Annotated in this window: 24 protein-coding genes and 1 tRNA gene; 13 read left to right on the forward strand and 12 right to left on the reverse strand. The window is 70.5% G+C overall.

Annotation, left to right across the window (positions count from 1 at the left end):
• Nucleotides 1–4 precede the first annotated feature (4 nt).
• The gene (locus tag J4H86_RS16800; RefSeq protein WP_236538698.1) at nt 5–1,546 is read left to right on the forward strand and encodes a precorrin-2 C(20)-methyltransferase; all 1,542 of its coding nucleotides are present in this window, start codon (nt 5–7) and stop codon (nt 1,544–1,546) included.
• Here the strand turns inward: J4H86_RS16800 and J4H86_RS16805 are convergent.
• Nucleotides 1,534–2,280, reverse strand: coding sequence for a cobalt-precorrin-6A reductase (locus tag J4H86_RS16805; RefSeq protein ID WP_236538701.1), 747 nt, complete (start codon nt 2,278–2,280; stop codon nt 1,534–1,536). The genes J4H86_RS16800 and J4H86_RS16805 overlap by 13 nt on opposite strands.
• Nucleotides 2,281–2,294: 14 nt before the next feature.
• Between J4H86_RS16805 and J4H86_RS16810 the strand changes: the two genes are divergently transcribed.
• Nucleotides 2,295–3,371 carry a cobalt-precorrin-5B (C(1))-methyltransferase gene (locus tag J4H86_RS16810; RefSeq protein WP_236538702.1) on the forward strand — a complete coding sequence of 359 codons (1,077 nt, stop codon included), beginning with the start codon at nt 2,295–2,297 and terminating at the stop codon, nt 3,369–3,371.
• A 321-nt stretch (nt 3,372–3,692) separates the two neighbouring features.
• Here the strand turns inward: J4H86_RS16810 and cobM are convergent, their stop codons facing one another.
• The 3 genes from cobM to J4H86_RS16825 form a co-directional block, all read right to left on the reverse strand.
• Nucleotides 3,693–4,460, reverse strand: a complete 768-nt coding sequence (cobM, locus tag J4H86_RS16815) for a precorrin-4 C(11)-methyltransferase (protein WP_236538703.1) — start codon at nt 4,458–4,460, stop codon at nt 3,693–3,695.
• Nucleotides 4,457–5,698, reverse strand: a complete 1,242-nt coding sequence (gene cbiE / locus J4H86_RS16820; protein ID WP_236538704.1) for a precorrin-6y C5,15-methyltransferase (decarboxylating) subunit CbiE — start codon at nt 5,696–5,698, stop codon at nt 4,457–4,459. Before cbiE ends, cobM begins: the two co-directional genes overlap by 4 nt.
• Nucleotides 5,699–5,885: 187 nt before the next feature.
• Nucleotides 5,886–6,734, reverse strand: a complete 849-nt coding sequence (locus J4H86_RS16825) for a phosphoribosylaminoimidazolesuccinocarboxamide synthase (RefSeq protein WP_236538705.1) — start codon at nt 6,732–6,734, stop codon at nt 5,886–5,888.
• Nucleotides 6,735–6,869: 135 nt separating this feature from the next.
• Between J4H86_RS16825 and J4H86_RS16830 the strand changes: the two genes are divergently transcribed.
• Together J4H86_RS16830 and J4H86_RS16835 are read left to right on the forward strand one after the other, a co-directional pair.
• Nucleotides 6,870–7,265, forward strand: a complete 396-nt coding sequence (locus tag J4H86_RS16830; RefSeq protein WP_236538706.1) for a VOC family protein — start codon at nt 6,870–6,872, stop codon at nt 7,263–7,265.
• Between the two features lie 322 nt (nt 7,266–7,587).
• Complete coding sequence (locus J4H86_RS16835) at nt 7,588–8,556, forward strand: AraC family transcriptional regulator (RefSeq protein ID WP_236538707.1); 969 nt, start codon at nt 7,588–7,590, stop codon at nt 8,554–8,556.
• 236 nt (nt 8,557–8,792) lie between these two features.
• On the opposite strand, the gene J4H86_RS16840 is transcribed toward J4H86_RS16835, so the two are convergent.
• The 3 genes from J4H86_RS16840 to J4H86_RS16850 form a co-directional block, all read right to left on the reverse strand.
• Nucleotides 8,793–9,365, reverse strand: coding sequence for a dihydrofolate reductase family protein (locus J4H86_RS16840; RefSeq protein WP_236538708.1), 573 nt, complete (start codon nt 9,363–9,365; stop codon nt 8,793–8,795).
• A gap of 269 nt (nt 9,366–9,634) precedes the next feature.
• Nucleotides 9,635–9,723: transfer RNA gene (locus tag J4H86_RS16845), tRNA-Ser, on the reverse strand.
• Between the two features lie 47 nt (nt 9,724–9,770).
• Entirely contained in the window at nt 9,771–10,343 is a 573-nt protein-coding gene (locus J4H86_RS16850; RefSeq protein WP_236538709.1) for a SigE family RNA polymerase sigma factor, read from the reverse strand.
• A 398-nt stretch (nt 10,344–10,741) separates the two neighbouring features.
• On the opposite strand from J4H86_RS16850, the gene J4H86_RS16855 reads away from it, so the two are divergent.
• Both J4H86_RS16855 and J4H86_RS16860 read left to right on the forward strand, forming a co-directional pair.
• The gene (locus J4H86_RS16855; protein WP_236538710.1) at nt 10,742–11,737 is read left to right on the forward strand and encodes a hypothetical protein; all 996 of its coding nucleotides are present in this window, start codon (nt 10,742–10,744) and stop codon (nt 11,735–11,737) included.
• Nucleotides 11,731–12,696, forward strand: coding sequence for a MauE/DoxX family redox-associated membrane protein (locus J4H86_RS16860; protein ID WP_236538712.1), 966 nt, complete (start codon nt 11,731–11,733; stop codon nt 12,694–12,696). The genes J4H86_RS16855 and J4H86_RS16860 overlap by 7 nt, the downstream gene beginning before the upstream one ends.
• On the opposite strand, the gene J4H86_RS16865 is transcribed toward J4H86_RS16860, so the two are convergent.
• Nucleotides 12,682–13,305, reverse strand: a complete 624-nt coding sequence (locus tag J4H86_RS16865; RefSeq protein ID WP_236538714.1) for a hypothetical protein — start codon at nt 13,303–13,305, stop codon at nt 12,682–12,684. The genes J4H86_RS16860 and J4H86_RS16865 overlap by 15 nt on opposite strands.
• Before the next feature lie 161 nt (nt 13,306–13,466).
• Here J4H86_RS16865 and hisC point away from each other — a divergent pair, with 161 nt between their 5' ends.
• On the forward strand, nt 13,467–14,546 hold the full coding sequence (gene hisC, locus J4H86_RS16870; protein ID WP_236538716.1) for a histidinol-phosphate transaminase: 1,080 nt from the start codon (nt 13,467–13,469) through the stop codon (nt 14,544–14,546).
• A gap of 251 nt (nt 14,547–14,797) precedes the next feature.
• Nucleotides 14,798–16,399, forward strand: a complete 1,602-nt coding sequence (locus tag J4H86_RS16875; protein WP_236538717.1) for an OmpA family protein — start codon at nt 14,798–14,800, stop codon at nt 16,397–16,399.
• Between the two features lie 443 nt (nt 16,400–16,842).
• On the opposite strand, the gene J4H86_RS16880 is transcribed toward J4H86_RS16875, so the two are convergent.
• The 3 genes from J4H86_RS16880 to J4H86_RS16890 all read right to left on the reverse strand — a co-directional run bounded on the left by J4H86_RS16880 (nt 16,843) and on the right by J4H86_RS16890 (nt 18,584).
• Complete coding sequence (locus J4H86_RS16880; protein ID WP_236538719.1) at nt 16,843–17,187, reverse strand: hypothetical protein; 345 nt, start codon at nt 17,185–17,187, stop codon at nt 16,843–16,845.
• 178 nt (nt 17,188–17,365) lie between these two features.
• Nucleotides 17,366–17,578 (reverse strand): DUF6458 family protein, encoded by a 213-nt coding sequence (locus J4H86_RS16885; RefSeq protein WP_236538720.1) that lies wholly within the window; start codon nt 17,576–17,578, stop codon nt 17,366–17,368.
• A 175-nt stretch (nt 17,579–17,753) separates the two neighbouring features.
• Complete coding sequence (locus tag J4H86_RS16890; RefSeq protein ID WP_236538721.1) at nt 17,754–18,584, reverse strand: alpha/beta fold hydrolase; 831 nt, start codon at nt 18,582–18,584, stop codon at nt 17,754–17,756.
• Between the two features lie 158 nt (nt 18,585–18,742).
• On the opposite strand from J4H86_RS16890, the gene J4H86_RS16895 reads away from it, so the two are divergent.
• A complete protein-coding gene (locus J4H86_RS16895) occupies nt 18,743–20,572 on the forward strand; it encodes an acyl-CoA dehydrogenase (RefSeq protein ID WP_236538722.1) in 1,830 nt (609 codons plus the stop codon).
• A gap of 54 nt (nt 20,573–20,626) precedes the next feature.
• On the opposite strand, the gene J4H86_RS16900 is transcribed toward J4H86_RS16895, so the two are convergent.
• Nucleotides 20,627–21,277, reverse strand: a complete 651-nt coding sequence (locus tag J4H86_RS16900) for a hypothetical protein (protein ID WP_236538723.1) — start codon at nt 21,275–21,277, stop codon at nt 20,627–20,629.
• A gap of 232 nt (nt 21,278–21,509) precedes the next feature.
• Between J4H86_RS16900 and J4H86_RS16905 the strand changes: the two genes are divergently transcribed.
• The 4 genes from J4H86_RS16905 to J4H86_RS16920 all read left to right on the forward strand — a co-directional run bounded on the left by J4H86_RS16905 (nt 21,510) and on the right by J4H86_RS16920 (nt 26,920).
• A complete protein-coding gene (locus tag J4H86_RS16905) occupies nt 21,510–22,046 on the forward strand; it encodes a 2,4'-dihydroxyacetophenone dioxygenase family protein (protein WP_236538724.1) in 537 nt (178 codons plus the stop codon).
• A gap of 170 nt (nt 22,047–22,216) precedes the next feature.
• A complete protein-coding gene (locus J4H86_RS16910) occupies nt 22,217–23,167 on the forward strand; it encodes a helix-turn-helix domain-containing protein (protein ID WP_236538725.1) in 951 nt (316 codons plus the stop codon).
• A gap of 100 nt (nt 23,168–23,267) precedes the next feature.
• Nucleotides 23,268–25,424, forward strand: coding sequence for a glycosyltransferase family 4 protein (locus tag J4H86_RS16915; RefSeq protein ID WP_236538726.1), 2,157 nt, complete (start codon nt 23,268–23,270; stop codon nt 25,422–25,424).
• A gap of 101 nt (nt 25,425–25,525) precedes the next feature.
• Nucleotides 25,526–26,920 carry a tetratricopeptide repeat protein gene (locus J4H86_RS16920; protein WP_236538727.1) on the forward strand — a complete coding sequence of 465 codons (1,395 nt, stop codon included), beginning with the start codon at nt 25,526–25,528 and terminating at the stop codon, nt 26,918–26,920.
• The last annotated feature ends 6 nt before the right edge of the window (nt 26,921–26,926 follow it).

Below are 26,926 nucleotides of genomic sequence, written 5' to 3' on the forward strand. Positions count from 1 at the left end.
CGCGATGAGTGACGACAACACGACCACGTCAGCCGGCACCGGGCGTCTTTGGGGCGTCGGCCTGGGCCCCGGGGACCCGGAACTGGTCACGGTGAAGGCGGCGCGCCTCATCGGTGCGGCCGACGTCATCGCCTACCACTCCGCCCGCCACGGCCGCAGCGTCGCCCGTGGCCTGGCCGAGCCCTACCTGACCGGGCGACAACGCGAGGAGCACCTGGTCTATCCGGTGACCACCGAGGGGACGAACCACCCCGGCGGCTACCAGGGCGCGATGACGGAGTTCTACGCCGAGGCCGCCGAACAACTGGCACGACACCTGGACGCGGGCCGGGACGTGGTGGTCCTCGTCGTGGGCGACCCGCTCTTCTACAGTTCCTACATGCACCTGCACCAGCGGCTGGCACACCGGTACCCCACTGAGGTGGTGCCCGGCGTGACCTCCCTGAGCGGCGCGTCCGCGGTTCTCAACCGGCCCCTGGCCCAGGGGGACGAGGTGCTGACCGTGCTGCCCGGCACCCTCCCCTCCGAGGAACTCTCGCGACGACTGCGAGACGCGGACGCGGCGGCCGTGATGAAGCTCGGCAGGACGTTCCCACAGGTGAGGACCGCGTTCGCCGACGCTGGCCGCTTGGACGACGCTTGGTACGTCGAACGCGCGACCACCGCCAGAGAACGGTGGATGCCGCTGGCCGACGTGGACCCCGACCGCGTGCCGTACTTCTCGATGGCGCTGCTGACCAGCCCGTCCACGCGGACCTGGGAAGCGACCGTCCCCCGCGCGACCGGCGAGACGACCGGCGGCGGCTCCGTCGTCGTGGTGGGTACGGGCCCGGCCGGGCCCGACTGGCTCACCCCGGAGTCGCGGGACGCGCTGGCGGACGCCACCGACCTCCTCGGCTACCGCACCTACCTCGACCGGGTTCACCAGTGGCCCGGGCAGCGTAAGCACGCCACGGGCAACACCGTGGAGGCCGAGAGAGCCGCGCACGCCCTCGAGCTGGCATTGGAGGGTGCTCGGGTCGCCGTGGTCTCCGGGGGCGATCCGGGGGTCTTCGCCATGGCGACCGCGGTCATGGAGGCGGCGGAGGATCCGCGGTTCCGCGACGTGCCGGTGATCGTGCTGCCGGGTGTCACCGCCGCGCAGGCGGCCGCCGCCCGGGTCGGTGCGCCGCTCGGACACGACTACTGTGTCCTGTCCCTGTCGGACCGGCTCAAGCCGTGGGACGTGATCGAGAACCGCCTCGCGGCGGCGGCCGGCGCCGACCTGGTGCTCGCCATCTACAACCCCGCGTCCCGGGCACGGACGTGGCAGGTCGCCAAGGCCCGGGATCTCCTGCTGGCGCATCGCGAGCCCGGCACGCCGGTCGTCGTCGCCCGGGACGTCGGCGGACCGGAGGAGTCGGTCCGCGTAGTGGCGCTGGCCGACCTCGACCCCGACACCGTGGACATGCGCTGTCTGCTTCTGGTCGGGGCGTCCACCACCCAGTGGACGCGGGACGGCGCCGGTCGGGACACCGTGTGGACCCCGCGACGCTACCCGGCGTGAACCTGACGAATCCAGTCCGCGGCCCCCTCGGGGGTCGCGGTCGTCGCCACGTCGGGCGCGGGGGGGCGACGCGCGATGAGCACGGGCACTCCCAGCTCCCGCGCGGCGGCGAGCTTCGGCGCCGCGGCCTCGCCCCCGCTGTCCTTGGTGACCACGACGTCGACCTGGTGCCGCGCGAGGAGGTCCCGTTCCCCGTCCAGGGTGAACGGCCCTCGGTCGATCAGCAGCTCCATCCGTGGCGGCGTCGGTGGCTCCGGAGCGTGCACGCACCGGGCGAGGAACCACCGGTCCGGTACGGCCGCGAACGGCGCCATGCTCTGTCGCCCCACGGTGAGGAACACGCGTTCACCGAACCCGAGCAGGGCCCGCGCGGCCTCCTCGAGAGAGTCGACCCAATGCCACGCGTCGCCGGGAACGGGAGACCATCCGGGGCGGCGCAGGGCGAGCACGGGAACCCCGCCACGTTCCCCTGCCTCGGCGGCGGCACGGCTGATCTGGGCCGCGAACGGATGCGTGGCGTCGACCAGTGCGGTGATCGCGTTGTCCCGCAGCCACGTGGTCAGGCCCTCCACGCCACCGAACCCGCCGACCCGAACCTCCCCGTGCGGACGCCGAGGATCGTGGGTCCGGCCCGCCAGGGACGTGACCACCTCGACCAGCGGATCCGCCGTGAGCAGGTCGCTGAGCCGCCGTGCCTCCGTGGTCCCGCCCAGGACGAGAACCCGCGCCGTCATTGGAGCCTCCGCTCGTGAGTGAATCGTTGCGGTACGGATGGACGACCGGGGCGTGCGCCACGGCCGCCACCGCCGCGGCCTGCCACGGCCTGTGGTGTGGCGTGTTTCCCGACCCGATCCGGATCGAGCTCCCACGGGGGCGCACGCCCGAGTTCGGACTGGCGTTCACCGAGACTACTCCGGGCCGCGCCAGCGCCGGCGTGGTGAAGGACGCGGGGGACGATCCGGACGTCACCCACGGCGCCACGGTCGTGTCGACGGTGTGGCCAGCGGAACCGGGATCCGGAGTCGTCTTCCACGCCGGACCGGGAGTGGGGACCATCACGAAACCCGGCCTGCCGTTGCCGGTGGGCGAGCCGGCGATCAACCCGGTACCGCGCAGGCTCATCACCCAGGCGGTGACCGCCGCCGCCGAGGAACACGACGAGCCCGCCGACCTGAACGTCGAGATATCCGTGCCCGGCGGCGAGCGGATCGCCGAACAGACGTGGAACCCCCGTCTCGGGATCCTGGGCGGCCTCTCCATCCTCGGCACGACGGGCGTCGTCGTCCCCTACTCCTGCTCTGCGTGGATCGACAGCATCCGCCGGGGCATCGACGTCGCGCGCGCCGTGGGGATCGACCACGTCGCGGGCGCCACGGGCTCGACCTCCGAGATCACGGCGCGCGACCTGTACGGCCTGCCCACCGAGGCCCTGCTCGACATGGGCGACTTCGCGGGCGCCGTCCTGAAGTACCTGCGCCGACACCCCGTCCCCCGTCTCACCCTCGCCGGCGGCTTCGCCAAGCTCAGCAAACTCGCCGCGGGGCACCTCGATCTCCACTCCAAGCGTTCACAGGTGGACCGTGGTTTCCTCGCCGACCTCGCCCGAGAGTCCGGCGCGGACGAGGCTCTCGCCCACGCCATCACCGAAGGGAACACGGCCCTCAGAGCCCTGGAACTCGCCCAGGACGCCAACATCCCCCTCGGCGACGTCGTCGCCTCCCGCGCCCGCGACACCGCCCTCCAGGTCCTCGACGGAGCCCCGGTGGCCGTCGACGTGCTCGCCATCAACCGATCCGGAACGATCGTCGGCCGCGCGGGACCATAGCGGTCGTGCGCGGGGAGCTGTTTCGCCGTCCCGGCCGAGAAGCGGCCGCGGGCCTCTCACCGGATTCCCTGGGGAGGGGCCAGTTCCCCTCCGTTCACGCGGACGTCCACCCGCCGCGTGCATCCGAAGGGGGAGCGCGAGGTTTCCCCTTGGGCCTTTCCTGCGGAGAGAAGACACCACCAAGTGCGGTCCGGCCACGGCGCCGCCCCGTCACTACCCACACCTCGGGGCCCGGTTCGTCGTTGGTGTCCGTCGGCGTCGGCCACGGGGTACCGAGGTCCCTCGCGTAGCGTGATCTCCACCGCCAGGGCAGGGAACGCGCTACTCGGTGGGGTCGCCGGCCTGGAGGAGCTCCTGGCGGGCGCAGGAGTAGAGGTGGCTGTCGCGGAAGCCCTCGGCGGCGAGGACGCGTCCGACGACGATGACGGCGGTGCGGGTGATTCCGGCGGAGGCTACCCGTTCGGCGATGTCGGTGAGGGTGCCGCGGAGGACGACCTCGTCGGGCTGGGTGGCGAAGGCGACGACGGCGACGGGGCAGTCGGGGCCGTAGTGGGGGAGGAGTTCGGCGACGATCTCGTCGACGTAGCGGATCGCCAGGTGGAGGACGAGTGTCGCGCCGGAGCGGCCGAGGGTGGCGAGGTCCTCTCCGGGGGGCATGGGAGTGGCGCCTCGGGCGACGCGGGTGAGGATCACCGTCTGGCCGACCGTGGGGACCGTGAGTTCGCGGCCCAGGGAGGCGGCCGCCGCGGCGTAGGCGGGGACGCCGGGGACCATCTCGTAGGGAATGTCGCGGGCGGTGAGGCGCCGCACCTGTTCGGCGGTCGCGCTGAACACGGCCGGGTCCCCAGAGTGCAGCCGCGCGACGTCGTGGCCGGCGCGGTGCGCGGTGGTGATCTCGTCCACGATCTCGTCGAGGGTCATGGTGGCCGTGTCGACGAGGCGCGCGTCCGGCGGGCAGTGGGCGAGGACCTCGGTCGGGACCAAGCTGCCGGCGTAGAGACAGACCTGGCAGGAGCCGAGAACGCGGGTCGCGCGCAGGGTCAGCAGGTCGGGGGCGCCGGGGCCCGCACCGATGATGTACACCGTCACTGTTTGGAAACCTCCCATTGGACGACGGGCAGGGCGGGGCGCCACACCGAGAACGCGCTGTCGGGTCGGCTGCCGACGGGGCCGAGGTGCTCGACGGAGAGCCGGGTGAGCGTGCCGCCCTCCCGCTGCTGCCACTCGGTCACCACGGCCTGGGCCTGGAGCGTGACCGCGTTGACCACGAGCCGGCCGCCGGGGCGCAGAGCGTCCCAGCAGACCCGGAGGACGCGGTCGTCGCTCCCGCCGCCGCCGACGAACACGGCGTCGGGGCGGTCGAGGTTCCGTAGCGCGTCGGGTGCCCGACCGTGCCGGACCTCGAGTTGGGGGACCCCCAGGCGAGCGGCGTTACGCCCGATGGCGGCGACCCGCTCGTCGTGGGACTCGACGGCGATCGCGCGGCAGCTCGGGTGGGAGCGCAGCCATTCGACGGAGATCGAGCCCGAGCCGGCGCCGACGTCCCACAGCAGCGCCCCGGGGACGGGAGCCAGGCGCGCCAGGGTGACGGCGCGCACCTCCCGCTTGGTGAGCTGTCCGTCGTGCTCGAATGCCGTGTCGGGCAGCCCGGGTGTAAGGCCGAGGGGGACGTGTCCCGGTTGGGCCACGCAGTCGATGGCCACGACGTTCAGTGCGCTGCCCTCGTGGGGTGACCACGCGTCGGCGGTCCCGCTCCGGCGCTGTTCGTGTGGCCCGCCGAGTTCCTCGAGCACCGTCATGTGGCTGGGGCCGTACCCGGCGTCGGTGAGTAGCGTGGCGACGTCGCGCGGCGTCCCCGCGCCGTCGCTGAGGAGGAGGATCCGTCGTCCCGGGTAGAGAGCCCGGCGCAGGGCGTCCAACGGGCGGGTGAGCGTGCTCAGGACCTCCGTGGTGGCGAGCGGCCAGCCCAGCCGGGCGCAGGCCAGGGAGGCGGACGAGGGGCGGGGGTGAACGCGCAGGAGCTCGGACCCCACCGTGCGGGCCAGGGTGGCTCCGATGCCGTGGAACATGGGGTCGCCACTGGCCAGGACACATCGGGCCCGGTGCGCGTGGGACGCCAGGAGGTTCCCCAGCGCGGGCAGCAGCGGACTGGGCCACGCGACGTGCTCCTGGTCGGGTCGCGCGGGGATCAGAGCGAGCTGCCGGGCGCTGCCGAACACGACGTCGGCCGAGGTGACGGCATCGCGCGCGGTCAAGGTGAGGCCGTTCCACCCGTCGGCGCCGACCCCCACCACGGCGATCGTGCGCTGGGCGGACGTGGGTTCCACGTGAAACGATCCTAGTGTGCAGGGCTCGCCACGGACGCTGGGGGATGCCGTGCGCTGTGCACTGGTCCATTCCCGCGAGCGTGGGACGCACCCGGTGCGGGTGGGACCCGTGGAAGCGCGCATCCACCTGCTGGATGTGCGCTCACCTAGAGGGGTGTGGAGAAATCCTGACGGGGGATGTCGCGACTCAGGAGGGGTGGTGGCCCGCCCACGTCTGTCCGGTCAGTCGCTGGAAAATGTCGACATAGCGACTTCTCGCTTCGGCGACGATCGTGTCGGGCATCGTCGGGCCGGGAGCGGTGCGGTCCCATCCCGGGACGGACGCCGCCCAGTCGCGCACGATCTGCTTGTCCATCGGCGCCGGCGGATGACCGGGGCGCCATTCGGCGGCCGACCAGAACCGAGACGAGTCCGGGGTCAACACCTCGTCGCCCAGGGTGAGGACACCTTCGGCGTCCCGACCGAACTCCAGCTTGGTGTCGGCGACGAGGATCCCCCGCTCGGCCGCGAGCTCCGCACCCCGGCGGTACACGGTCAGTGTGGCGTCGCGCACCTGTTCCGCGGTTTCGGCGCCCACCAGGTCCACGACAGCGGCGAAGTCGATGGGTTCGTCGTGCCCGACCTCGGCCTTGGTGGACGGGGTGAAGATCGGTTCGGGCAGGCGGTCACCCTCCTGGAGCCCCTCGGGCAGGGCGACGCCGGAGACCGTGCCGTGCTGGAGGTACTCCTTCCACCCGGAGCCCGTGATGTAGCCGCGGACGACGCACTCCACGGGCAGCATGTCCAGGCGCCGCACGCGGACCGCGCGCCCGGACCACTCGGCGGGGACGTCCGTCGCGGAGATCACGTGGTTGGGGATCAGGTCGGCGAGCTGGCGGAACCACCACAGCGAGAGCTGGGTGAGGATCGCGCCCTTGTCGGGGATGGGGTTGGGGAGCACGACGTCGTACACGCTCACCCGGTCGGAGGCCACGAGCACGATGTCCGCGCCGTCGGCGTAGACCTCGCGCACCTTCCCCGAATACAGCAGCTCCACAGTCCGTCCTCCGTGTCCCCCGGTCGTGGACTCTCAGGGTACGCCCGCGGCCGAAGGAGCGATGAATCGCCGTGGTCTGGGTAGTCCATACCTCGTGAGTGCGGGTGTTCCGTACATCCGAACGAGGAGAGTGTCATGCCAACGATGCTGTTCGTCAACCTGCCGGTCACGGATCTCGACCGTGCCAAGGCGTTCTACACCGAGCTGGGGTTCACCAAAAATCCCCAGTTCACGGACGAGAACGCGGCGATGATGGCGATGACCGACGCCATCAGTGTCATGTTGCTGCGGGAGCCGTTCTTCCAGTCGTTCTCCAAGCGAGACCTCCCCGCGCCGGGAACGACGGGTGTCCTGCTGGCCATCGATGCCCCGGATCGGGCGGGCGTGGACGAGCTGGTTGGTCGCGCCCTGGCCTCGGGTGGAAGCCCAGCCGGGGAGCCGATGGACGAGGGGCCGATGTACCAGCGCAGCTTCTACGACCCGGACGGCCACCACTGGGAGGTCATGTACATGGACATGTCCCAGATGTAGCCACACACGACGAAGCCCCGCCCACCTGGTGGGTGGGCGGGGCGCCGTTCGAACGACCTTCCCCTGTCGATCGAACGCAGTTTCGAATACTAGAGGATGTCCGCGCCAAGATCAACCACGGCGTGAGCCGGCGTGCTCTCGACGGGGTGGAGCGATGGATTCGGCCGTACGCCGGATGTTCCGGGGGCGGGGACGTAGAATCACGCCCACGGGCGTGGCCGCGTGCGGCGTGTCCGCTTCCACGGGGGCGTGTGGCGCGCACGGTAGGGCGCTGACGCCGCGTCGGTGCACCGTTCTGTCCGGTACCGAGGGCGAGGATTCGATGACCTGTCGTTCGCCGGATCGTTCGCCGCGTGACCGGCCCCCTGACCCGCTGGCCAAGACCGTGCTCTCCACCCAGGACGTCGACGACGAGTCGGAGTACTGGAAGCAGGCGACGTGGGAGTTCCAGAAGATGTCGACGGGCGCCCTGAACACCTCCGACGATCTTCGCGGGTACGCACAGTGCATGCGTGGGCGTCGACACCAGGTCGTGGACGTACGCCAGCACGGAGCGCAGTGGGCGGAGCGCACCCCTGGTCTCACCAAACGCATGCCGGACGATGACTACCGGCTGATGATCGCGATGAGTGGCCGGCTGGAGGTCACCGCCGGCGGCCGAACGATGGTGGTGCGGCCGGGGACGGCCGCGGTGATTCCCTGGTCGGCTCCGGTGCGGATGGACTTCGGGCCGTGGCGGGCGTTGTTGCTGACCCTGCCCCGACGCTCCGTGGACGACCGGCTCGCCCTCCGCACCCCGGTTTCCCGCGCGTTGGACGTGGGATGGGGGATGGGGCGGATACTGGCGAGCACCGCGTTCGCCCTGGCGGAGGAGTTTCCCCGCCTGACGGCGTTCGAGTTCGACCTCACCTGCGAGAGCCTGACGGACCTGACGTGTAACGCCATCCATGGGGCCGCCCCCGACCGCCACCATCTGGGCGCTGTCGCCGCGACCGTGCGCTCCCACGTACGTGCCCATCTCAGCGACCCGGGGCTCACTCTCGCTAGGGCCGCCCGGACACTCGGGTTGGCGCCGCGAACCGTGCAGCGCGCCTTCGAGCACGAGGACACCACCTGGCGCGACGTGCTGCGCGCCGAACGCCTCAACCTGGCGCGGCGCCACCTGCGGGACCCCGCCTTCGTGGGCACCTCGGTCGCCACGGTCGCCGCGATGGTCGGACTCGACGCCCAGGGCCTCGCGCGGGCCTACCGCCAGGTCCACGGCTGTCGCCCCAGTGACGACCGGCCGTGACGGCACCGGGTGGCGCGTTCTGCCCCTAGTCGTGGCGCCCAATGACGCTGGCGCGCCCGTCGAACAGCGGCCACCATTGGGTACAGGGCACCGGGCCGACCGGGCCACCACACGGGGCGAGTGTGCGCCGTTCTCCACGCCATTTCACCCGGACACACCACTCCTCGTGGTTCCTCCGGTGCCCTCTGGCGCCCTCCGCTGCCGCCCCGTCCATCCCCCCGGGGCGACAGCGAGGCTCACGTGGTGCCGGGCGGGCCGGCGAGGATCGTGGGGACGTACTCCAGCAGCTGGAGCTGGCCGTCGAAGGTGCGGCTTTCGACCAGGTCCAGGGAGAGGTCCGGGTAGTGGTCGAAGATGCGGTCCCGGCCCGTGATGCCGGTGATCACTGGGAACACGACCACACGGAACCGGTCGACCAGTCCGGCCTTGATCAGTGAGCGACTCAGACTGATGCTGCCGACGGTGGTGAGCGGCTTCGTCTCGGTCCGCTTCAGTTCACGGACGACCTCCACGGCGTCGGAGTTCACCAGCTCCGAGTTCGGCCACGACAGCGGCTCGGTGAGCGTCGAGGAGAACACCAGTTTGCGGGCGGCGTTCAACCTCTGCGAGCCGGGGTCCGTCGCCTCGGGGATGAAGTCCTTCATCAGCCGGTAGGTGGTCGCGCCCATGATGTGGACGTACTCGGCCGGGTCGTCGTCCGCCAGCCAGGCGAGGAACTCCGGCCCCTCCATGCCCCAGAACCCGGGCCACCCCTCGGCAGCGCCATAGCCGTCGAGCGAGATGATGTAGTCCACCAACAGTGTTGACATCGTGGTGCCCTCCTCACGTGCGGTCCGCTGGGTCGATCCTCCCCAGGCAAACACCCATTCGAACTATCGGTGTGGTCCAGGTTGAACCTGGGGGACGGGCCACGTCGGGGTAGACCGGACCGGGCCGCGAAACTCATCGCCGCGCGTGAGCCGGGCTCCACGGTCGACCATCCCGGTGCCGTTGTCCGGCGACGGTGGACGGCAGCCCGGACTGCGACCCGAACACGAAGAAGGGCCCCGCTCGTTGAGCGGGGCCCTTCTTTGACCTGCGGAGGCTCGGGGATTTGAACCCCGGAAGGGCGTGAACCCTAACCGCATTAGCAGTGCGGCGCCATAGACCGGACTAGGCGAAGCCTCCTGGCGGGATAAGGGTACCGACCTCGTGTGCCCACGTGCAAAACGAATCTAGGAAGTTCCCTCAACCGGGGTGGCCGCGCGGTGGTGGGAGGAGCGTTGGGGCGGGGGGCTGGGGCGTTCGGCGGCGAGTTCGGCGTTGTGGCGCAGGCGGGTGACGGCGCGGGACACGGTGCTCTTCACCGTGCCGACACTCACACCCAGGGTGCGGGCGATCTCCGCCTCGGTCATGTCGTCGAAGTAGCGCAGCCGCACCACGGCGCGCTGACGTTCCGGGAGGCCGTCCACGGCGCGGGAGACGAGGTCGGCGAGGTCGGCCTGCCAACTGGGGTCCTCGACCTCCTGGTCCGGGACGTCGTCGGTCGCGTAGACGCGGACCCGTCGCCGGCGCCACTCCGAGATCTGGGTGTTGACCATCGCGCGGCGCACGTAGCCGTCCCGCGCCTGTGGGGAGTGGATCCTGTCCCAGGAGAGGAAGGTCTTGATCAGCGCCGCTTGGAGGAGGTCCTCGGCGTCGGGCTTGTTTCCGGCGAGGGAGCGCGCGATACGTAACAGTGCCGGTCCGCGGTCCTTGAGGTAACGCGTGAACTCCTCGTATCGGGAACCGTTCGCCTCCTCGCACACGTCCACCACCGTCCCTTCGCCGACCGGGTGGACCGGTCCCCACAGTGCCCGCTCCGGCGCGCCGGCATCCGTGTGGCCGGTCCGTGCGACCGGATGGTGCGGCGGGGTCGGATCGTTGTCCGGCGAGCCGTCCCCGTCTCAACGGATAATTCCAGCTTCGCACGAACGGAGATGAGGTCTCCGTCAACTCCGGGTTCGTCTTGCGTCAAGTCGGGCCTTCGCGTGTGCCCGTATCCCAGCGGGGAACCGCCAGTGGACGTGCCGCCCACGGGGACATCGCGTGCGACGAGCGCCCGTGGAGCACGATGCCAGCGACGTCGCCGAAAACCCTGGCGTGGCACACCACCGTATTAGGACATTCCGTGAGAACCTGTTCACAATGAGTGATAGGGGGAGTGGTGGTCATTTTCACTCCAGTTCGGCGGCGGCTCACAGCCTCCCTGCTCGGGGCCGCCGTGGCGCCCGAGCCGCACCGTCCCGAGACGGTGGTGTCGCGTGGGGTCGTGCTCGAGGCACGGTCCCACCTGCTCGTCACGGCGACCGACAAGGGCGAGGAGCGGTTCATCCTCAACGCGGAGTCGGTCGTGTGGCGGGGTGGAAGGATCACGCCCGCTGAGCTCGCGGTCGGAGAGGACGTGTTCGTCCTACGGTCGCCGAGCAGTCGGTGGACGGCCCAACGGGTGTGGTCGGGAATCGCCCGGGTGACGGGTGTGATCGTGGAGGTCAACGGCGCGGAGGTGACCGTCGACGCCGGACACGATCGTGGGCACCAGGTCGCGGTGATACCCGAGTCGGCGACCGACGTGTTCGGTGCCCATCCCCGGCTGGAGCCCGGCCTCCTGTTCGACGCCGTTGGTCTCTGGCGTGACGGCGTCGTCGAGGCGTTGACCCCGGCGGCGCAGCAGCCGTCGACCCCGGCCGTCGACCCGCCGCGGCGCACCGTGACCAAGCGCCACCGCCGCGACACCGGCCACGGTGGGGAGATCGACGGCAGCGTCACCTGGTTCGACCCCGCGCGGGGCCGCAACATCTACAGCGACCCGATCGCGTTGTCCGCCGGCGCCGCCTACCCGGCGGTGGACCCCCTGTCCGACTGTGGGAAGCACTGCGCCCCGACGCGTGGCTGTGTCCCACTCCCACTGATGTCCCTCGGGATGATGCTCTCCCTGCGCAACCTGCGCTGCCCGGACGACGAGGCGGCGGCGGTCCCCGTGACCGCGTGCGCGTCCATGGCGCGCTACTTCTGCGACCACTTCTCGGAGGAGACCGCGGCCGCTCCCCGAGGCCGCCTGGCCGAGCTCACCCTGGCGAGTTTCATCGCGCTCGGCGGCTCGCCGGAGACGGGGTGCTTCCCCGGCCGGCTCACTGTCCCAGGGAGGGCGACCACATGGTAGAAGTCCTGCGAGAGATCCAACTGCCCTTGCTCAGCCTGGTCCTTCTGCTCGCGGCGATCGGCAAGGGGGCGAGCCGTCCCGAACACCACACCGGACCGATGGGCGGCCGAACCTCGGCGTCGGGCCGTAACGCGGTGTACGTCCAGTCGGGAGTCGAGGCCGTCCTGGCGGGCACACTGCTGCTGGCGAGCGGGTGGTTCGGCGCGGCCGTGACGTTCGGGGTCGGGATCTACTTCTGCGGCGCCGTGCTCGCGCTGCTCGTCCGACGGGCCCGAGACCCGCTCGGCGGATGCGGCTGCTTCGGCGACCTCAGCTCCGGACCCGTGGGAACGCGCATGATCGTCCGCGCGGCGCTGCTCGCCGTCGCGGCGATCGCCGCCACCGGGGTCGGCGTATCGGGGATGGACGTCGTGCGGCACATGACCGGCCAGCACTGGACGGTGTTCGCCGGAGCGCTGCTCGTCGTGGTCCTGCTGTCGCCCGAGGTGCCGGAGGCGGTGCGCCGGTTGGCGCTGCGGGACTCCTGCACCGTGCGCGAGGTTCCGCTGGCCCGCACCATCGCCCGGCTGCGCACGAGTGACGTCTGGCGTGCCAACGCCGGCTTCGTCGGCGACCGGTCACCAGCGGAGGTCTGGCGCTACGGGTGCTGGCGCATGCTTCGCTTCCGGGGACGACGCGAGGGCACCGACACCGACCTGGTGTTCGCGGTGTCCCTCAAACGGCGTTCGACCGCTGTCCACGCGGTGTTCGCCGATCCGGAGACGGGCACGACCCTGGCCGCCTTCGGCGAGGTTCCGGCACCACAGAGGTCCCGTGCGCGCAAGCCCACCGCCATGCCGGACAGCACGGAACGCACGGTGCGCTTCCTCATGGACAGCGTCGACGGCGCGAACGGCACCGCGGAGCGGCCACGGACGGTGCTCGCGCCGATGTCCCCGCCGAGGTCAGCCGAGCACTGAGGCCTCGTGCTCCAGGGCCGTCTCGGTGAAGTTCACGAGCGTGTCCTCCGAGGCCTCAGTGCCCAGCACCGTGGTCATGCCGAGGTAGCCGTCACCCTCGTAGACCAGGCTGTACATCAACACCGTGGTGTCCTGCGCCTCGGTCTCCACCAGGAACGCGTAGGAGCCCGAGCCGACGTCCGACAGGTCCAGGTCGGACACCGAGTAGGAGCTGACGCTGCCGTCGGCGTTCGTCGCCTCGTACTCCTGGCACTCCTCCGGCGGGCGGGCGTCCAACGCCTCCTGCGCGGTGTCGGACGACGCGTCGAGGAGGATGTGGGTGATGTACTCGCCCTCCCGGCCGTACACCCCCACGGCGGCGTTCGCCGACCGAACCTCCTCCAGCTCGTTCCACTCGCTCGCGGTGTTCGCGCACTCGGGCTTGTCCAGCTCTACCGAGGACCGCAGTGCCTCGGACTCCTGCACCGTGGTGAGCTCCTCGTACACCCCGGTCTCCGTCTGGTCCTCGGCCAGTACGGCGTCCTCGAACTCCGTGAGCAGAGCGTCGTGCAGCTCCTCGGGAGAGTGGTCGGAGCCACAGCCGGCCGCCAGCAGAGTCGTTGTTCCCAAGGCACCGAGGGCAACGAGAACTCGTGATCCGGGGGAGCGCATGGATATCCTTCCTGCGAGGAGTGGGACGTCGGGACAGGCCGAGTCGCGACCGGCCGAACACCCAGGCCCGCGTCCGATCGTGATGGGTCACCCACACTGAGTATCGGGGAAGGAGTGCTGTGGCGGAGGGGAATTCACCAATTTTCAGGGACGTTCTTGCCGCGATCGCCCCCTACCGTCCAGGCCGACGCGTCGTCGGGCCGGACGGACAGTCGTACAAGCTCTCGTCCAACGAGTCCCCCTACGGGCCGCTCCCCTCGGTCGTGGAGGCGATGCGGACCGCCTCGGGCGAGGTGAACCGCTACCCCGACAGTGGGGCGGGCGACCTCGTCGAGGCGATCGCGCGGCGCTTCGACGTTCCCGCCGACCACATCGCGGTCGGCGCCGGCTCGGTCGGCGTCGTGGTGCAGCTCCTGGAGGCCGTCGCCGAGCCGGGGGCCGAGGTCGTGTACGCGTGGCGCTCCTTCGAGGCCTACCCCCTGCTGGCCGATCTCGCCGGGGCGACCTCGGTGCGTGTGCCGCTGCTCGAGGAGACCCACGACCTCGACGCGCTCGCCGACGCGGTGACGGACCGGACGCGACTGGTCTTCGTCTGCAACCCCAACAACCCGACCGGCACCGCCGTGCGTGAGGCGGAGCTACGGGCGTTCCTGGACAAGATCCCCGACCACGTGCTCGTGGTGCTCGACGAGGCCTACCGGGAGTACGTGCGCGATCCCGAGGTCCCGGACGGGCTCACCCTCTACCCCGAGCACTCCAACGTCGCGGTACTACGCACCTTCTCCAAGGCCTACGGGCTCGCCGGGCTCCGTGTCGGCTTCCTCGTCGGCCCCCCGGCCGTGGCGCAGGCGGTGGCCAAGACGATGACCCCGTTCGCGGTGAACCACGTCGCCCAGGCCGCCGCGATCGCTTCGCTCGACGCCGAGGCGGAGCTTTTGGCCCGGGTGGACGCCACCGTGGCCGAGCGCCGCCGCGTCCGCGACCGGTTGATCGCCCAGGGATGGACCGTCCCGGACACGCAGGCGAACTTCGTCTGGCTGCGGCTCGGCGAGGACACCATGGACTTCGCCGAGGCCTGCGCGAAGCGCGGCGTCGCCGTCCGGCCCTTCGCCGGCGAGGGCGTGCGGGTGAGCGTCGGCGCCCCCGAGGAGAACGACGCCTTCCTGGCGGCGGCGGAGGAGTTCCCCACCCGCCACTAGGCGGCGTCTCTCGGCGGGCCGCGGACCGGCCTGACTCCCCCCATCAGGATTTCTCCACCCCCACCGGAATCGCGCCACATCCGACCGGTGGGGGTGCGCTTCGAACCGCTCTACCGGGGTCGACACCACCCACCACCGGTTCCCACCTCGGTCGCCGTCCGCCCAACCAGCGAGAATCGTATGGAACCGATCAGCGTGGATGTCCGTCCCACTTGTCACGGACATCCACGACGCTTGATCGGAGTTCCTCCATGTCCCGACCCCGCTCCCTCGTCGCTCTCAGTGCACTGGTGAGCGGCACGTTGGTCCTCAGCGGCTGCGGACTCATGCAACAACTGGGCGACGACGCGGCCGAACCCACGGACGACAACCCAGTGGAGAACGAGGACCTCGCCCAGGTCGGGCATGATCCGCTGGTGCGGGAGGCCCGTCTCTTCGTCGACACCGGCCAGGACGCCCGTATCGAGGTCGCGATCGAGGCGCTGGAGCGTACCGACGAGTACTCGGTGCTCTACCTCGACTTCACCTTCCTCGACCAGCTCACCGGGACGAACGACAACCTGTCCAGCCCCCCGCGGCTGATGGACCCCGTCTCCGGGCGGGTGTACGAGCCGCTGATCGACCCGGTGACGGAGGAGGGCTACGGCTCGGTCCCCTCACGCGACGGGTACTTCCCGATCTACGAGAACGCGCCGAACAAGTGGCGCTTCTACTACCCGCCGATCCCCCGCCACGTGACGCACATGACGTTCACCGGCTACGGCGTGGGGGCGATGACGGGAGTCCCGGTGACCGACGTCGACGCGTTCCGCGAACCGGACGTGCCGAACGTGCTCGACTACGACGACAACAACCCCCCGCCGCCGGGGACGGAGGTCACCTACGAGCTCGCCGAGCCCGGCCCGGAGGCCGAACCCCAGGTCGTCAGCCTGGAGAGCTTCGTGGACAGCACCGTGGCCTCCACGACGCGTGACGGTGACTCCGAGACCGTCGCGTTGCACTCCGACGTCACCTTCGATGTCGACGAGTCGACCCTCACCGACGACGCCGAGGAGATCGTCCTCCAGGCGAGCCAGACCATCGAGTCCAACATCGACCCTGACAACCCGGAGGTCACGGTCATTGGGCACACCGACAGCACTGGCAGCGACTCCTACAACATGACGCTCTCGGAGGAGCGGGCCGAGACCGTGCGGGACCTGCTCGAGGACGAGCTCGGTTCGGACTACACCTTCGACGTCGAGGGTCGGGCGAGCGAGGACCCGGTCGCGGAGGAGGGTGGTTCCGACAACGATGAGGCGGCCGCGCGTAACCGTCGCGTCGAGTTCTCCTACCAGGTGGACGTGGAGGCCGAGGGCGAGTCCGGCGAGGGCCTGGACGCCGCGTCCCGCAACGTCGCGCCGCCGGCCACGTTCCGGGAGGAGGACGGGGAGATCGTCGCCTCGGAGGAGTACGACGACGTCCAGCTCGACGTCTACCCGCTGGTCCGCGATGGTGCCTACATCGTGACCACCGTCTCCCTCACCAACACCACCGACGACCCGATCGAGCTCGACATGAGCGGGGACGACGCGACCCCCGACGGGGGCCCCGACACGTTCAGCGAGGGCACCCTCGGCGGGTTCCAACTGGTGGAGCCGGACAACGACCTGGTCCGCTACGTGGCGCAGCTCAAGTACGACGTCGACGGTGAGGACCAGTACGCCGGGTTCGCCGAGGAGGTCCACGCGTTGCAGGCCGGGGAGGACTACCGGGTGATGGCGATCTTCCCGGCGCCGGCGCAGGAGGTCGACAACCTGACCCTGAACGCGGGGCCGTTCGGCGAGATCGAGGACGTGCCGATCGAGAACTGAGCGACGCGCGCGTCGTCGACGATGGACGTGGGGGTCGCCGGTGCGGCCCCCACACGCGGTTGGGGGACGTTGGCGATCGCCGTGCGGCTCACTCGCGGAAGGGGTGTGCCCGCCGTCGTCAGCGGCGGCCGTCGGAGGCCCGTACCAGCGGCACGGAAACGAGCGCGAGGCGCGTGGGGGACGGACCGTGGGACGGAGCGGCTCGCGAGGTGACGTGTGGGGCGCCGGAGGCGTGGAGCGGTGGACGGGTCCACGGAGGGGCATCGGACGGCTCTGCGCGCCGCCAGGTGTGGCTGGGGCGCCTCTTCCGAGGATTCGACGAGGGACGGTGATCCGGTCCGCTCGGTTCCGTCGGGTTTTGTCAGTGCCGGATGCGAGGATGACTGACGTCGGGGTGGGGCTGGGTGAAGAGGTGGGGGAGTGACCGTGGTTTCGCTCGGGCGTCAGACGGCGGCGAGAACCGGACGGGCAGATCGACTGGGAGTGTGAGCGAAACCACCGACTCTGGCCGCGGCTCCCGCGGGATCGTTGGCCGGGTGGGTCACGGTGCCGGCCATGGCATCGCGCCACATGAACTCGCCCTTACAGCACCAGACACTGAAGCCGGCGCCGAAGGAGAGCACGGCCACGTCGTTCGTTCCCGCCTGGTACATCGGGCGGCTGGCGCCGGCCCACGGGGCGGAGACCGCGGCCGAAAGCTCGTGCCACAGGGCGGAAATCGCCTGGTCGGCCTGGAACGCGTGCCGAGGAGGGCGCTTGATCCGCGCGGCCTCTGCCAATCGCGCCATACGTGCGCGTGGGTTGTTCAGGCGCGGATGACTCAAGAATGACTCCTCAGTACTGAGATCCCGAAGGTCTTCGTTACCTCGTAGTTATCGAGACCGGATCGTAGCAGGGATTCACCCCTAGGGGAGAAGCGTCTGCAATGTAACTCACGTCACATCGACCACTGGGGAGTCGTTCCGCTCAGGCGCGCCGGTCGTCGCCGGGGAGTCGTTCCTCGTGACCGCCATTGCCACGAATGAGTGGATAGATCAGCGTGATCACCACGATCGCCGCGCCGGCGATCATCAGGATCATGCCGATCGCCTGGAGATCCAGGCCGGAGACATCGGCGGTGATGCCGAAGAACAGGACCGCGCCGAGAACTGCCAGGAAGATCCCGAGACCGATTCCCATCGGTGCTCCTCCGCGTTGGTTCAGGGGGACGAGATGGCAGTTGCACTCCTACCCGGTCGTGGGTGGGGAAGTCCACCTCTGGCGGGATTAATCGTTCTCCCGCGGATCGCCGAGACCGACCCCTAGGGGATCCTCGGGGCCGGGCGGCGACGGGTGCGGGGGACGGAAGGGACAGTTAGGGCGGGGGTGCCGCGCGGGTTCTGGGCGGGCCGTAGGTCGCCTCGCCGTAGGCGCACGTCTCCCGGATGGTGGCGGCCGTGGCGTGGGGCGCGTCCACCATGCACAGGTGTCCCGCGTTCAGCAGGAGGACGAACCGGGCGTGCGGGATGAGCCGGGACGCGCGCTGGGCCTGGCGTGGTGACAGCACCCGATCGTGGTCCCCCCATCCGATGCTCACCGGGGTCCGGGGTGCGGCGGCGGTGAAGGTGTAGCGGATCACCTCTTTGGCCAGGCGGGCGAAGGGTGATCGGGGATCCAGGGCTTCGGGGCGGAAGGTCGCGTCGTGCGCGGTCGGCGCGTCCGCGGCTCCGTGCAGTGCCAGCCGCGCCGCCATCCGTCCGGGGGCGCTGCGGGCGGCGGCCTGCCGGACGGCGGGCGGGACGTGGCTCCCGGTCGCCAGCGCGCCGATGAGGGCGAGACGTCGCGCCCGACCCGAGGAGAACCCCACGGGGGCGAGTGCGGTCACCGACCGGGCGGCTCCCAGCGAGCCGAGCTCGAGCGCGAGTGCCCCGCCGAGCGAGTTTCCCGCCACGTGGACGTCGTGCAGCCCGAGATGGCGGCAGAAGTCCAGCAAGGAGTCGAGGAGGGTGGCGATGTCGTAGGGAGCCGTGGGTTCCGGCGCGGGGGACTCCCCGAACCCCGGCAGGTCGACGCTGACGCAGTCGAACGCGTCCGCCAGTCGGGAGACGACCGGGCGCCACGCGGTGCGCTCGTGCCCAAGGCCGTGCAGGAGCAGCAACGTTGGTCCGCTGCCCTGCCGGTCGTAGGCGATCGCCCGCGGGTCCATGATGCACGGAATGTACCCAGGAGAGGTCGGTTCCTCACGAAGGACCCGGATCGGCGGGAAACTCGGTCTGGCACCAACGCCTACTAGCGAGTAACATCGATTTGTTACCGAAGAGTACGCCACCTGGCCTCAGTCGCCTCGGACTCGGAGCGCGCCCAATGACCCACTACAAGAGCAACCTCCGTGACCTCGAGTTCAACCTGTTCGAGGTCTTCAACCGGCAGGACATCATGGGGAGCGGACCGTTCGCGGAGATCGACGTGGACACCGCCCGAACCATCCTCAGCGAGGTCGACCGGCTGGCGACCGGCGTCGTCGCGGAGTCCTACGAGGACGCCGACCGCAATCCCCCGGAGTACGACCCCCAGACCCGCACCGTGCGCCTCCCGGAGAGCCTGCGGCGCTCCTACCAGGCCTACATGGACGCCGAGTGGTACCGCCTGGACCTCCCCGACGAACTCGGCGGCCTGCACGCACCGCGCTCCCTCGTCTGGTCCGTCGCGGAGATGGTCCTCGGCGCGAACGCTCCGCTCTACATGTACAGCGGGGGACCCCGCTTCGCCGCCGTGCTGTGGCACGAGGGAACGGAGGAGCAGCGGCGCCTCGCCGAGATCGCGATCGACAAGCGGTGGGGCGCCACGATGGTGCTCACCGAGCCCGACGCGGGGTCGGACGTCGGCGCGGCCCGGACCCGCGCGGTGCGCCAGGACGACGGCACCTGGCACATCGAGGGCGTGAAGCGGTTCATCACCGCCGCGGAACACGACCTGACCGACAACATCTTCCACCTGGTCCTCGCGCGGCCCGAGGGGGCCGGTCCCGGTACCAAGGGGCTGTCCCTGTTCCTCGTCCCCAAGTTCCTCGTCAACGACGACGGTTCGCCGGGGGAGCGCAACGGCGTCTACACCACCAACGTCGAGCACAAGATGGGTCTGAAGGCCTCGACCACGTGCGAGCTGACCTTCGGCGCCGAGCATCCGGCCGTCGGGTACCTCGTGGGGGACACCCACGACGGCATCCGCCAGATGTTCCTGATCATCGAGTACGCCCGCATGTTGGTGGGGACGAAGGCGATCGCGACCCTCTCCACGGGGTACCTCAACGCGCTGGAGTACGCGAAGGAACGCGTCCAGGGCGCCGACCTGAGCCAGATGGCGGACAAGACCGCGCCGCGGGTGCCCATCACCCACCACCCCGACGTCCGGCGCAGCCTGATGCAGCAGAAGACCTACGCCGAGGGTCTGCGTGCCCTGCTCCTCTACACGGCGACGGTCCAGGACTCGGTGCGCATCGCCGAGCACGCGGGCGACGCCGAGGCGGCCAAGCAGGCCGCGGCCCTCAACGATCTGCTGCTGCCGCTGGTCAAGGGTGTCGGCTCGGAGCGTTCCTACGAGATGCTCGCCCAGTCGCTCCAGACGCTGGGTGGTTCGGGATACCTGCAGGACTATCCGATCGAGCAGTACATCCGGGACGCGAAGATCGACACCCTCTACGAGGGCACAACGGCCATCCAGAGCCTCGACCTGTTCTACCGCAAGATCGTGAAGAACAACGGGGCCGCCCTGGGCGCGCTGATGGGCGAGATCCAGTCCTTCGCCGCCGCCGAGCCCGAGGACGGCGGGTTCAAGGAGGAACGCGCCGCGCTCGCCGAGGCGGCCGGCCACGTCAACGCGATGGTGGAGTCCATGGTGACGGCGGCGATGTCCTCGCTGGAGGACCCCCGGGAGTCATACCGCGTCGGCCTCAACTCCCAGCGCCTCCTCATGGCCCTCGGCGACCTCGTTCTCGGCTGGCTCCTCCTCCGCCAGGCCGAGACGGCCGCCGACGCCATCGACACCGCCCGTCCCGCCGACCACGACTTCTACACCGGCAAGATCGCCGGCGCCCGGTTCTTCGCCACTCAGGTCCTCCCCCGCCTCGCCGCCGAGCGGACCATGGTCGAGAACACGACCCTGGACATCATGGACGTCCCCGAGTCCGCGTTCTAACCGCCCCCGCCACCTCTCCCCATCAGGATGCTTTCCCGATGAGGGGGAGGTGGCCTACGTGGATGAGGGCGAGGCCTCGGTGGAGTCCGGCTTGGGGGCGGTTTCCGGCTGGGCCGTGCGGGGGCGGCGGCGCACCTTGCTCCGGGAGACGGTCTGGGTTTGGGCGTTGGGCTCGTCGTTCGGGGTGGGGGCGTTCGCGGGCTCGGGGGTGCGGGGCTTCGGGGAGCCGCCGGCGTGGATCTTGAGGGCTTCGGATTCCACGCGTCGCATCGACTGCAGGGACTCGGGCAGGGCGGGGAGGCGCTCGTTGCGGAGCTGGGTGCCGAGCACGTCCAGCACGTGGGCGCAGAGCGCGCGGCGGGCCCGGTCGGCCGGCATGCCGCTGAGTTCCTCCATCTCCGGCAGCTCGCACTCGCGAAGTAGCCGCGTGACCAGGGTGACGCGCTCGCGGGTCCGGCGGTCGGCGATGGTGGCGGTGAGGAGTTCGGCCTCGCCGAGGGTACGTCCGGCGGTGATCCCGGTCGCGCTCCCGTCCGACTCGCGCTCGTCGATGAAGAGGCGCCACAGCTCGTGAATCGCCCCCTGTGTGGCCTCGCGGGCGTTGGCACGCCGCGTCAGGCTGCCTTGAACCCAGGTGGCGAGCACGCTGCCCGCCAGGGCGATGATCGCGCCGAGCAGGATATAGAGCATCGGTTCTTGCGGCACGGGGATCCTCCGGAGAAGGCCGCTTCTGGTTTGTCCCGGTCCACGCTAGCTGGTCGCGGTCTGTCCATCCTGGTCCTGGCGTGGCCGATGTGGGCGCCGGGCCTCCGCGGACCAGACGCCCCGCGAAGTGTCCGAACCAGGCAAGTCCCGTGTCCGAATGGGAGAAGACGTCGCGTTCCCGGTCGATTTCACTGATGACGAGCAACCTGATCCGTGACCCCGGGAGGACACCGTGCCGGACGAGGCAGTGAACAACGAGTTCTGGAAGGACCTGAAGCCGCTCGAGAACTCGCAGAAGCCCGACGCCCTGCCGGAGGTGTACCTGTCGCAGGTCGCCACGGACGACGATCGGTACTACGTGCCGTTCACCGACACGGTGGGTTCGCGGCCGTTGTGGATCAACGTGCAGGACAACTCCTGGGCGGACATCCTGCGGGCGAAGAGCGCCGGGCTGGTGAACCGGCACTACCACCCGCACCAGGTGTTCGCCTACACGATCTCCGGCAAGTGGGGGTACCTGGAGCGCCCGTGGACGGCCCGTGCGGGTGACTTCGTGTACGAGGCGCCGGGGGAGGGCCACACCCTGGTGGCCTACGAGAGCGACGAACCCATGAAGGCCATGTTCATCGTCCGCGGCCCCCTGCTCTGGCTGGACGAGAACGGTGAGCCGGACGGCATGTTCGACGTGCACGACTACATCGCCATGTGCCGCGAGCACTACGAGAAGGTCGGCCTCGGAGCCGACTACGTCAACTCGCTGTTCCGCTAGCGGAACAGCGCCCCGGCGGCCGCGGACGCGGATCGGGCCGGGGCCGACCCCGTTCCTCGGGTCCCCCTTGCCGAGGAACGGGGCCCGAACCACGGGACGGGTACGCTGGTGGCTCCGGCGCTGGCAGCCGGCGTCGACCGACCGCGTACCACGTCGTGTGGAGGTGGGCCGTGCACACCGTCCGCGTGATCGCGCAGGGATCGACCAGGTTCGTGGACCCGGCGGATCGGGTCGACTTCTGGGAGGAGCACAACCGCCGGCATCTCGTGGGGTTGACCTGCACCTCCTACGACGCCGAGGGGCTGTGGGCCGCTGGCGTGAACTACGAGCTGGGCGACCTCCGGCTGGCCGACATCTCCGGTGGCGCCCACGTCATCGAACGCACGCCGGAGCTCTGCCGCACCGAACCCAAGGACGCCGTGTTCGCCAGTCTCCTGGTGGACGGCACCGGGTTCTTCTACCACGGTGACGGCTACCTGACCCTCGCGCCCGGGGATCTCGTCCTCTACGACACCCGCCGTCCCTACCTCTTCGGGTTCACCGGACCGATGCGGCAGTTGCTCCTGGACATCCCCCGGTCGGTCTTCACCGACCGCTACGAGGTCGCCCGGGGGAGCTTCCCTCTCCTCATGGGCAAGGACCCCGACGAGCGGGCGCTGCTGCGGTCCGAACTGGCCGCGCTGATGCGGATGACCGTGACCCGGCAGGTGGAGGATCCGCAGCGGCTCCAGGACCGCACGTTGGACGTGCTGGGCGGCCTCGCCACCGGGATGGACGCGGTGAGCGCGAGCAGTCACCTGCGGCTCGCCGGGGCGAAGGCCTACGTGGATCGCCACCTGGGGAGTCCGGCCCTGTCGGTGGACCGGGTCGCGGCGGTGGCGGGGGTGTCCGTACGGCACCTCGCCCGTCTCTTCGAGCCGGAGGGCACGACGCCGGCTCGCTACATCGCCGAGCGCCGCCTGCGGCGGGCTCGGGAACAGTTGCGCGACCCCGCGCACTCGGCGCTGACCATCGCGGACGTGGCGCACCGCTGGGGCTTCGCGAGTCACGCGCACTTCACCCGTGCGTTCCGGCGCGCCTTCGGCGAGGCGCCACGGGACGTTCGGCCAGAGCGTCCCTGACGCCGGGCCCGACCGAAAGCGACCGTTCCCCCGCCAACACGCTAGGTTGGCAGGTCATGTAACTGATTATGATGGATCCACTACTTACAGTGAGAATCGCATGGCGTCGCAGCGGGGTAGGAACCGAATGAAGGTCGTCTTCTTTCACCACAACGTCTTCGGGATCGGTGGCACGGTCCGAACGATCTTCACCCAGGCGGAAGCGCTCTCGTCACGCCACGACGTGGAGATAGTGTCCGTGCTGCGCAGCAGGGAGAAGCCCCTCCTACCGCTCAGCCCGACCGTGCGGCTGACCAGCTTCGTCGACATCCGCCACCCACTGCCGGACGAGGAGGGCGAGGACGGACGGCGGATCTACGAGAACGATCCCCGGTCCGGGCGCCCCTCGGCGTACTTCCCGGCGCGGGACGGGCGGTCGCACTTCTTCAGCGAGCTCGTGGACGACAGGATGGCGGAGTTCCTGCGGTCGACCGACGCCGACGTGATCATCAGCGTCCGGGCCGGTCTGAACATCATGCTCACCGAGATGGCGCCCGACCACATCCCGGTGGTCGCGCAGGCGCACGTCCCCTTCTCCTCCTACTCCCGTGAGTACCGCGACGTGCTCGTGCGGGAGTACCCGCGCCTGCACGGCATCGTCACCGTGACGGAGGCGGACGCCCAGAGTTACCGGGACAGCGTCGACGTCGGGGAGATGCCGGTGCTGGCCATCCCGAATCCCTGCCCCGCCCCGACGTTCGTCGCCAACCGGGAGGACGCCAAAACGATCGTCGCCGCCGGTCGGCTGGTCGCGATGAAGCGGTTCGACCTCCTCATCGACGCCTTCGCCCAGGTGCGATCGGAGTTCCCCGACTGGGAGCTGCGCATCTACGGCGGGGGCGAGGAGATGGAGGCGCTGCGCCGCCACATTCGCACGCGCAAGCTCTGCGACAGCGTCGTCCTGCCGGGCAGCCACCGACGACTGGAGGAGGCCTGGGCGCTGGGCTCGATGTCCGCCATGAGCTCCCGCTACGAGTCGTTCGGGTTGACGCTGGTGGAGGCGATGCGCTCCGGGCTTCCCGTCGTGAGCACCGACTGCCCCGTCGGCCCCGGCGAGATCATCAGCGACGGTGAGGACGGCCTGCTGGTCCGCAACGGTGACGTCGGCGCCCTGGCGCAGGGGCTGCGCACCCTCATGGGTGACGACGACCTACGACGCCGGATGTCGGAGGCCGCGATCCGCAACTCCGCCCGGTTCGACCCCGGCGTGATCGCCGCCCGCCACGAGGAACTGCTCTCCGAACTGACCGGGATCAGCGTGCCGACCAACCCACTGCCGGCCCTGTCCGGAGCGCGGGCGGAGCGGCCCACGTGCACGGCGGTCGCCCAACCGTCGGGCGACGTCGAGCTCTCCTTCGCCAAGCCCCCGGAGGCGGTGGTGCTCCGCGGGCCGAAGCCGCGAGGCGGTGAGCCGAGAGTGGAGCGACTCACCCCCACCGGGGACGGCCGTGTCCGGGTGACGGCCGAGGAGACCCCCGTAACCGGACGCTGGGCCGTGTACCGCGTCGACGGTGGGGTGGAGAGCACCGTCCAGGAGGTGAGCATCGACGCCCGGGCCCACTCGTCCAACGCCAGCGCCGCGGGACTGAGCGTCGCCGTCCCGGTGCGCGGGTCCGCCAACGAACTGTCCCTCTCCGTCCGGCGTTTCCCTCAGTGGGCCGAGGTGCGTCAGATCGACGTCGGGGCCGCGACGTGCACGATCGACGCCGTCGTGCACGGGAGCACCGACGCCGACCCACACGCCCGCCTGCGGGTGATGATGCGGCGGGACAAGTCCGTAATTCGGGAGTTCGACGCCCCGGTGGAGAGCGACGGATCCGTCCGTGCCGTGATGCCGCTGCGGTCCGTCGTCTCCCCACGCAGGGAGAGCGAGGATTTCTGGGAGCTGCGTCTCCGCCTCTCCTCCGGTGAGACCATGCGGCTGGGTCGCTCACTGGTCGGGATCGGTGAACATAAACGTGTCATCCGATACCCCGCACGGGTTGTGTCCACATCGTCGCGCTCCGCGGCCCGTGTCTGGCCCTACTACACCGCCGATCTGAGCACCCTCGCGGTTCAGGTCGACGAGGCGCCGGCCGATCCGGATCCGCTCATGGGGCGTGCCCTGCGGTTTCGTGCCGCACTCCCGCGCGGGCTACGACGGGTCGGGGCGCGCCTTCTCCCCGCCTCGGTGAAACGGCGCCTGCGCGAGGCGTACAAACGGGACCTTGCGGACTGATTATGTGAGGTGCCGCAAGACTCGCCTAGTCGAGGAGACGGGGAAAATCACCCGCGGGCGCCTATCCTGGGAGGAGACTGCACTCCCCAGGCGGTGACGCAATGCCCGACGCTCCCGCGACGTCCCGGTCGACAAGCGGCGGCCACGAGACCCTTGATCGTGGGATCACTCTCATCGACGCGGGTCTCCTCAACGAGGCGGTGCACGCGCTGGAGAGCGCCGTCGCGACCTTCGTCGCGGCCGCCGACCCCACCGGAGAGGCCGCGGCACGCACCAACCTCGGCACGGCACTGCGCCTCAACGAGCGGGTCGCCGACGCCATCTCCGAACACGAACGCGCCTGCCAGCTCTTCCAACGTGAGGGAGACCGGCTCGGTGAGGCGCAGGCGTGGGGGAACCTGGGCAGCGCGCTCGCCGAGGCGGAGCGGTTCCCCGAGGCCGTCTCCGCCCTGGAGGCGGCCGTCACCGCGTTCGAGGAGATGGGCGACCGCGAGGGCGAGGTCTCCGCGCGCACCAATCTGGGGACCGCGCTGTTGATGGCGGGGCGGCTGGAGGACGCGGTCGCGGTCCGCGAGCACACGATGGAGTCCGCCGGGGGCCTCGACCGGCACGCGCAGCGCCTGGCCCTCTCCCGGTTGGCCGCAGCACTCGCCGCCGCCGGACGGTTCGCCGACGCCGCGGCGCGATATGACCGTCTCGCCGGCCTGTGCGCCACGGAAGGCGACGTCCCAGGCGAGGTGGACGCGTTGGAGCGGCGCGTGCGGGCCCTGGCCCGCGCGGGCGACCGTGCGGAGGTCATCCCGGTGTACCGGCGCCTCGTGGAGCTGGCGGAGCAGGCCGGAGACCAACGGCGTCAGGGCCGGATCTCGGGGATCCTCGGTGTGGCGCTGTGTCGACAGGGCGACTTCGCGGCCGCGGTCGGGTACCTGGAGGTGGCCGACCGGACCAAGGAGTCGGCGTCCCGCAAGGAACAGCTCGAACGCCGCCACTACCTGGGTGTGGCGCTGCTGGAGGTCGGACGCCCCGAGGACGCCGCCGCCGTGTTGGAGCGCGTGGTCCAGAGCTGCCGCCCGGAGTCCGACGGCGGCTTCGCGGGGGAGGCCCACAACAACCTCGGCGCCGCGCTGCACGAGCTGGAGCGCTTCGCCGAGGCCGCCCCACACTACGAGCACGCCCACGGGTACTTCGCCGCCGCCGGTAACACCTACAAGCAGGGGCTCGCCTCACACAACCTCAGCGACGTCCTGATCGAGACGCGCCAGTACGTGGCCGCCATCGCCGCCGCGGAGGAGGCCGAGCGTTCGTTCGCCGCCACCGGCCAACACGGCCTCGAGGGGGAGGCCCTGTTGCGGCACGGCGAGGCCCGCCTGCTCACGGGCCAGCGGCAGACCGGTATTCAGGTGTTGCGCCGTGCCCAGGAGATCCTTCGGACGCACGGGGACGAGGAGGCCCGTGTCGCCGCACGCGAGCTCCTCGCCCAGGCGGAGGGGACGTGACGCGGC

Source organism: Spiractinospora alimapuensis (assembly GCF_018437505.1).
In the GTDB taxonomy this organism is placed as follows: domain Bacteria; phylum Actinomycetota; class Actinomycetes; order Streptosporangiales; family Streptosporangiaceae; genus Spiractinospora; species Spiractinospora alimapuensis.

Bases quoted from the DNA above. Each gene is read 5' to 3' on its own strand.
- J4H86_RS16835 (WP_236538707.1), top strand. From the start codon at position 7,588: ATGACCTGTCGTTCGCCGGATCGTTCGCCGCGTGACCGGCCCCCTGAC.
- J4H86_RS16840 (WP_236538708.1), bottom strand. From the start codon at position 9,365: ATGTCAACACTGTTGGTGGACTACATCATCTCGCTCGACGGCTATGGC.
- J4H86_RS16805 (WP_236538701.1), bottom strand. From the start codon at position 2,280: ATGACGGCGCGGGTTCTCGTCCTGGGCGGGACCACGGAGGCACGGCGG.
- J4H86_RS16920 (WP_236538727.1), top strand. From the start codon at position 25,526: ATGCCCGACGCTCCCGCGACGTCCCGGTCGACAAGCGGCGGCCACGAG.
- J4H86_RS16880 (WP_236538719.1), bottom strand. From the start codon at position 17,187: ATGGCGCGATTGGCAGAGGCCGCGCGGATCAAGCGCCCTCCTCGGCAC.
- J4H86_RS16885 (WP_236538720.1), bottom strand. From the start codon at position 17,578: ATGGGAATCGGTCTCGGGATCTTCCTGGCAGTTCTCGGCGCGGTCCTG.
- J4H86_RS16895 (WP_236538722.1), top strand. From the start codon at position 18,743: ATGACCCACTACAAGAGCAACCTCCGTGACCTCGAGTTCAACCTGTTC.
- J4H86_RS16800 (WP_236538698.1), top strand. From the start codon at position 5: ATGAGTGACGACAACACGACCACGTCAGCCGGCACCGGGCGTCTTTGG.
- J4H86_RS16890 (WP_236538721.1), bottom strand. From the start codon at position 18,584: ATGGACCCGCGGGCGATCGCCTACGACCGGCAGGGCAGCGGACCAACG.
- J4H86_RS16875 (WP_236538717.1), top strand. From the start codon at position 14,798: ATGTCCCGACCCCGCTCCCTCGTCGCTCTCAGTGCACTGGTGAGCGGC.
- J4H86_RS16915 (WP_236538726.1), top strand. From the start codon at position 23,268: ATGGCGTCGCAGCGGGGTAGGAACCGAATGAAGGTCGTCTTCTTTCAC.
- J4H86_RS16830 (WP_236538706.1), top strand. From the start codon at position 6,870: ATGCCAACGATGCTGTTCGTCAACCTGCCGGTCACGGATCTCGACCGT.
- J4H86_RS16860 (WP_236538712.1), top strand. From the start codon at position 11,731: ATGGTAGAAGTCCTGCGAGAGATCCAACTGCCCTTGCTCAGCCTGGTC.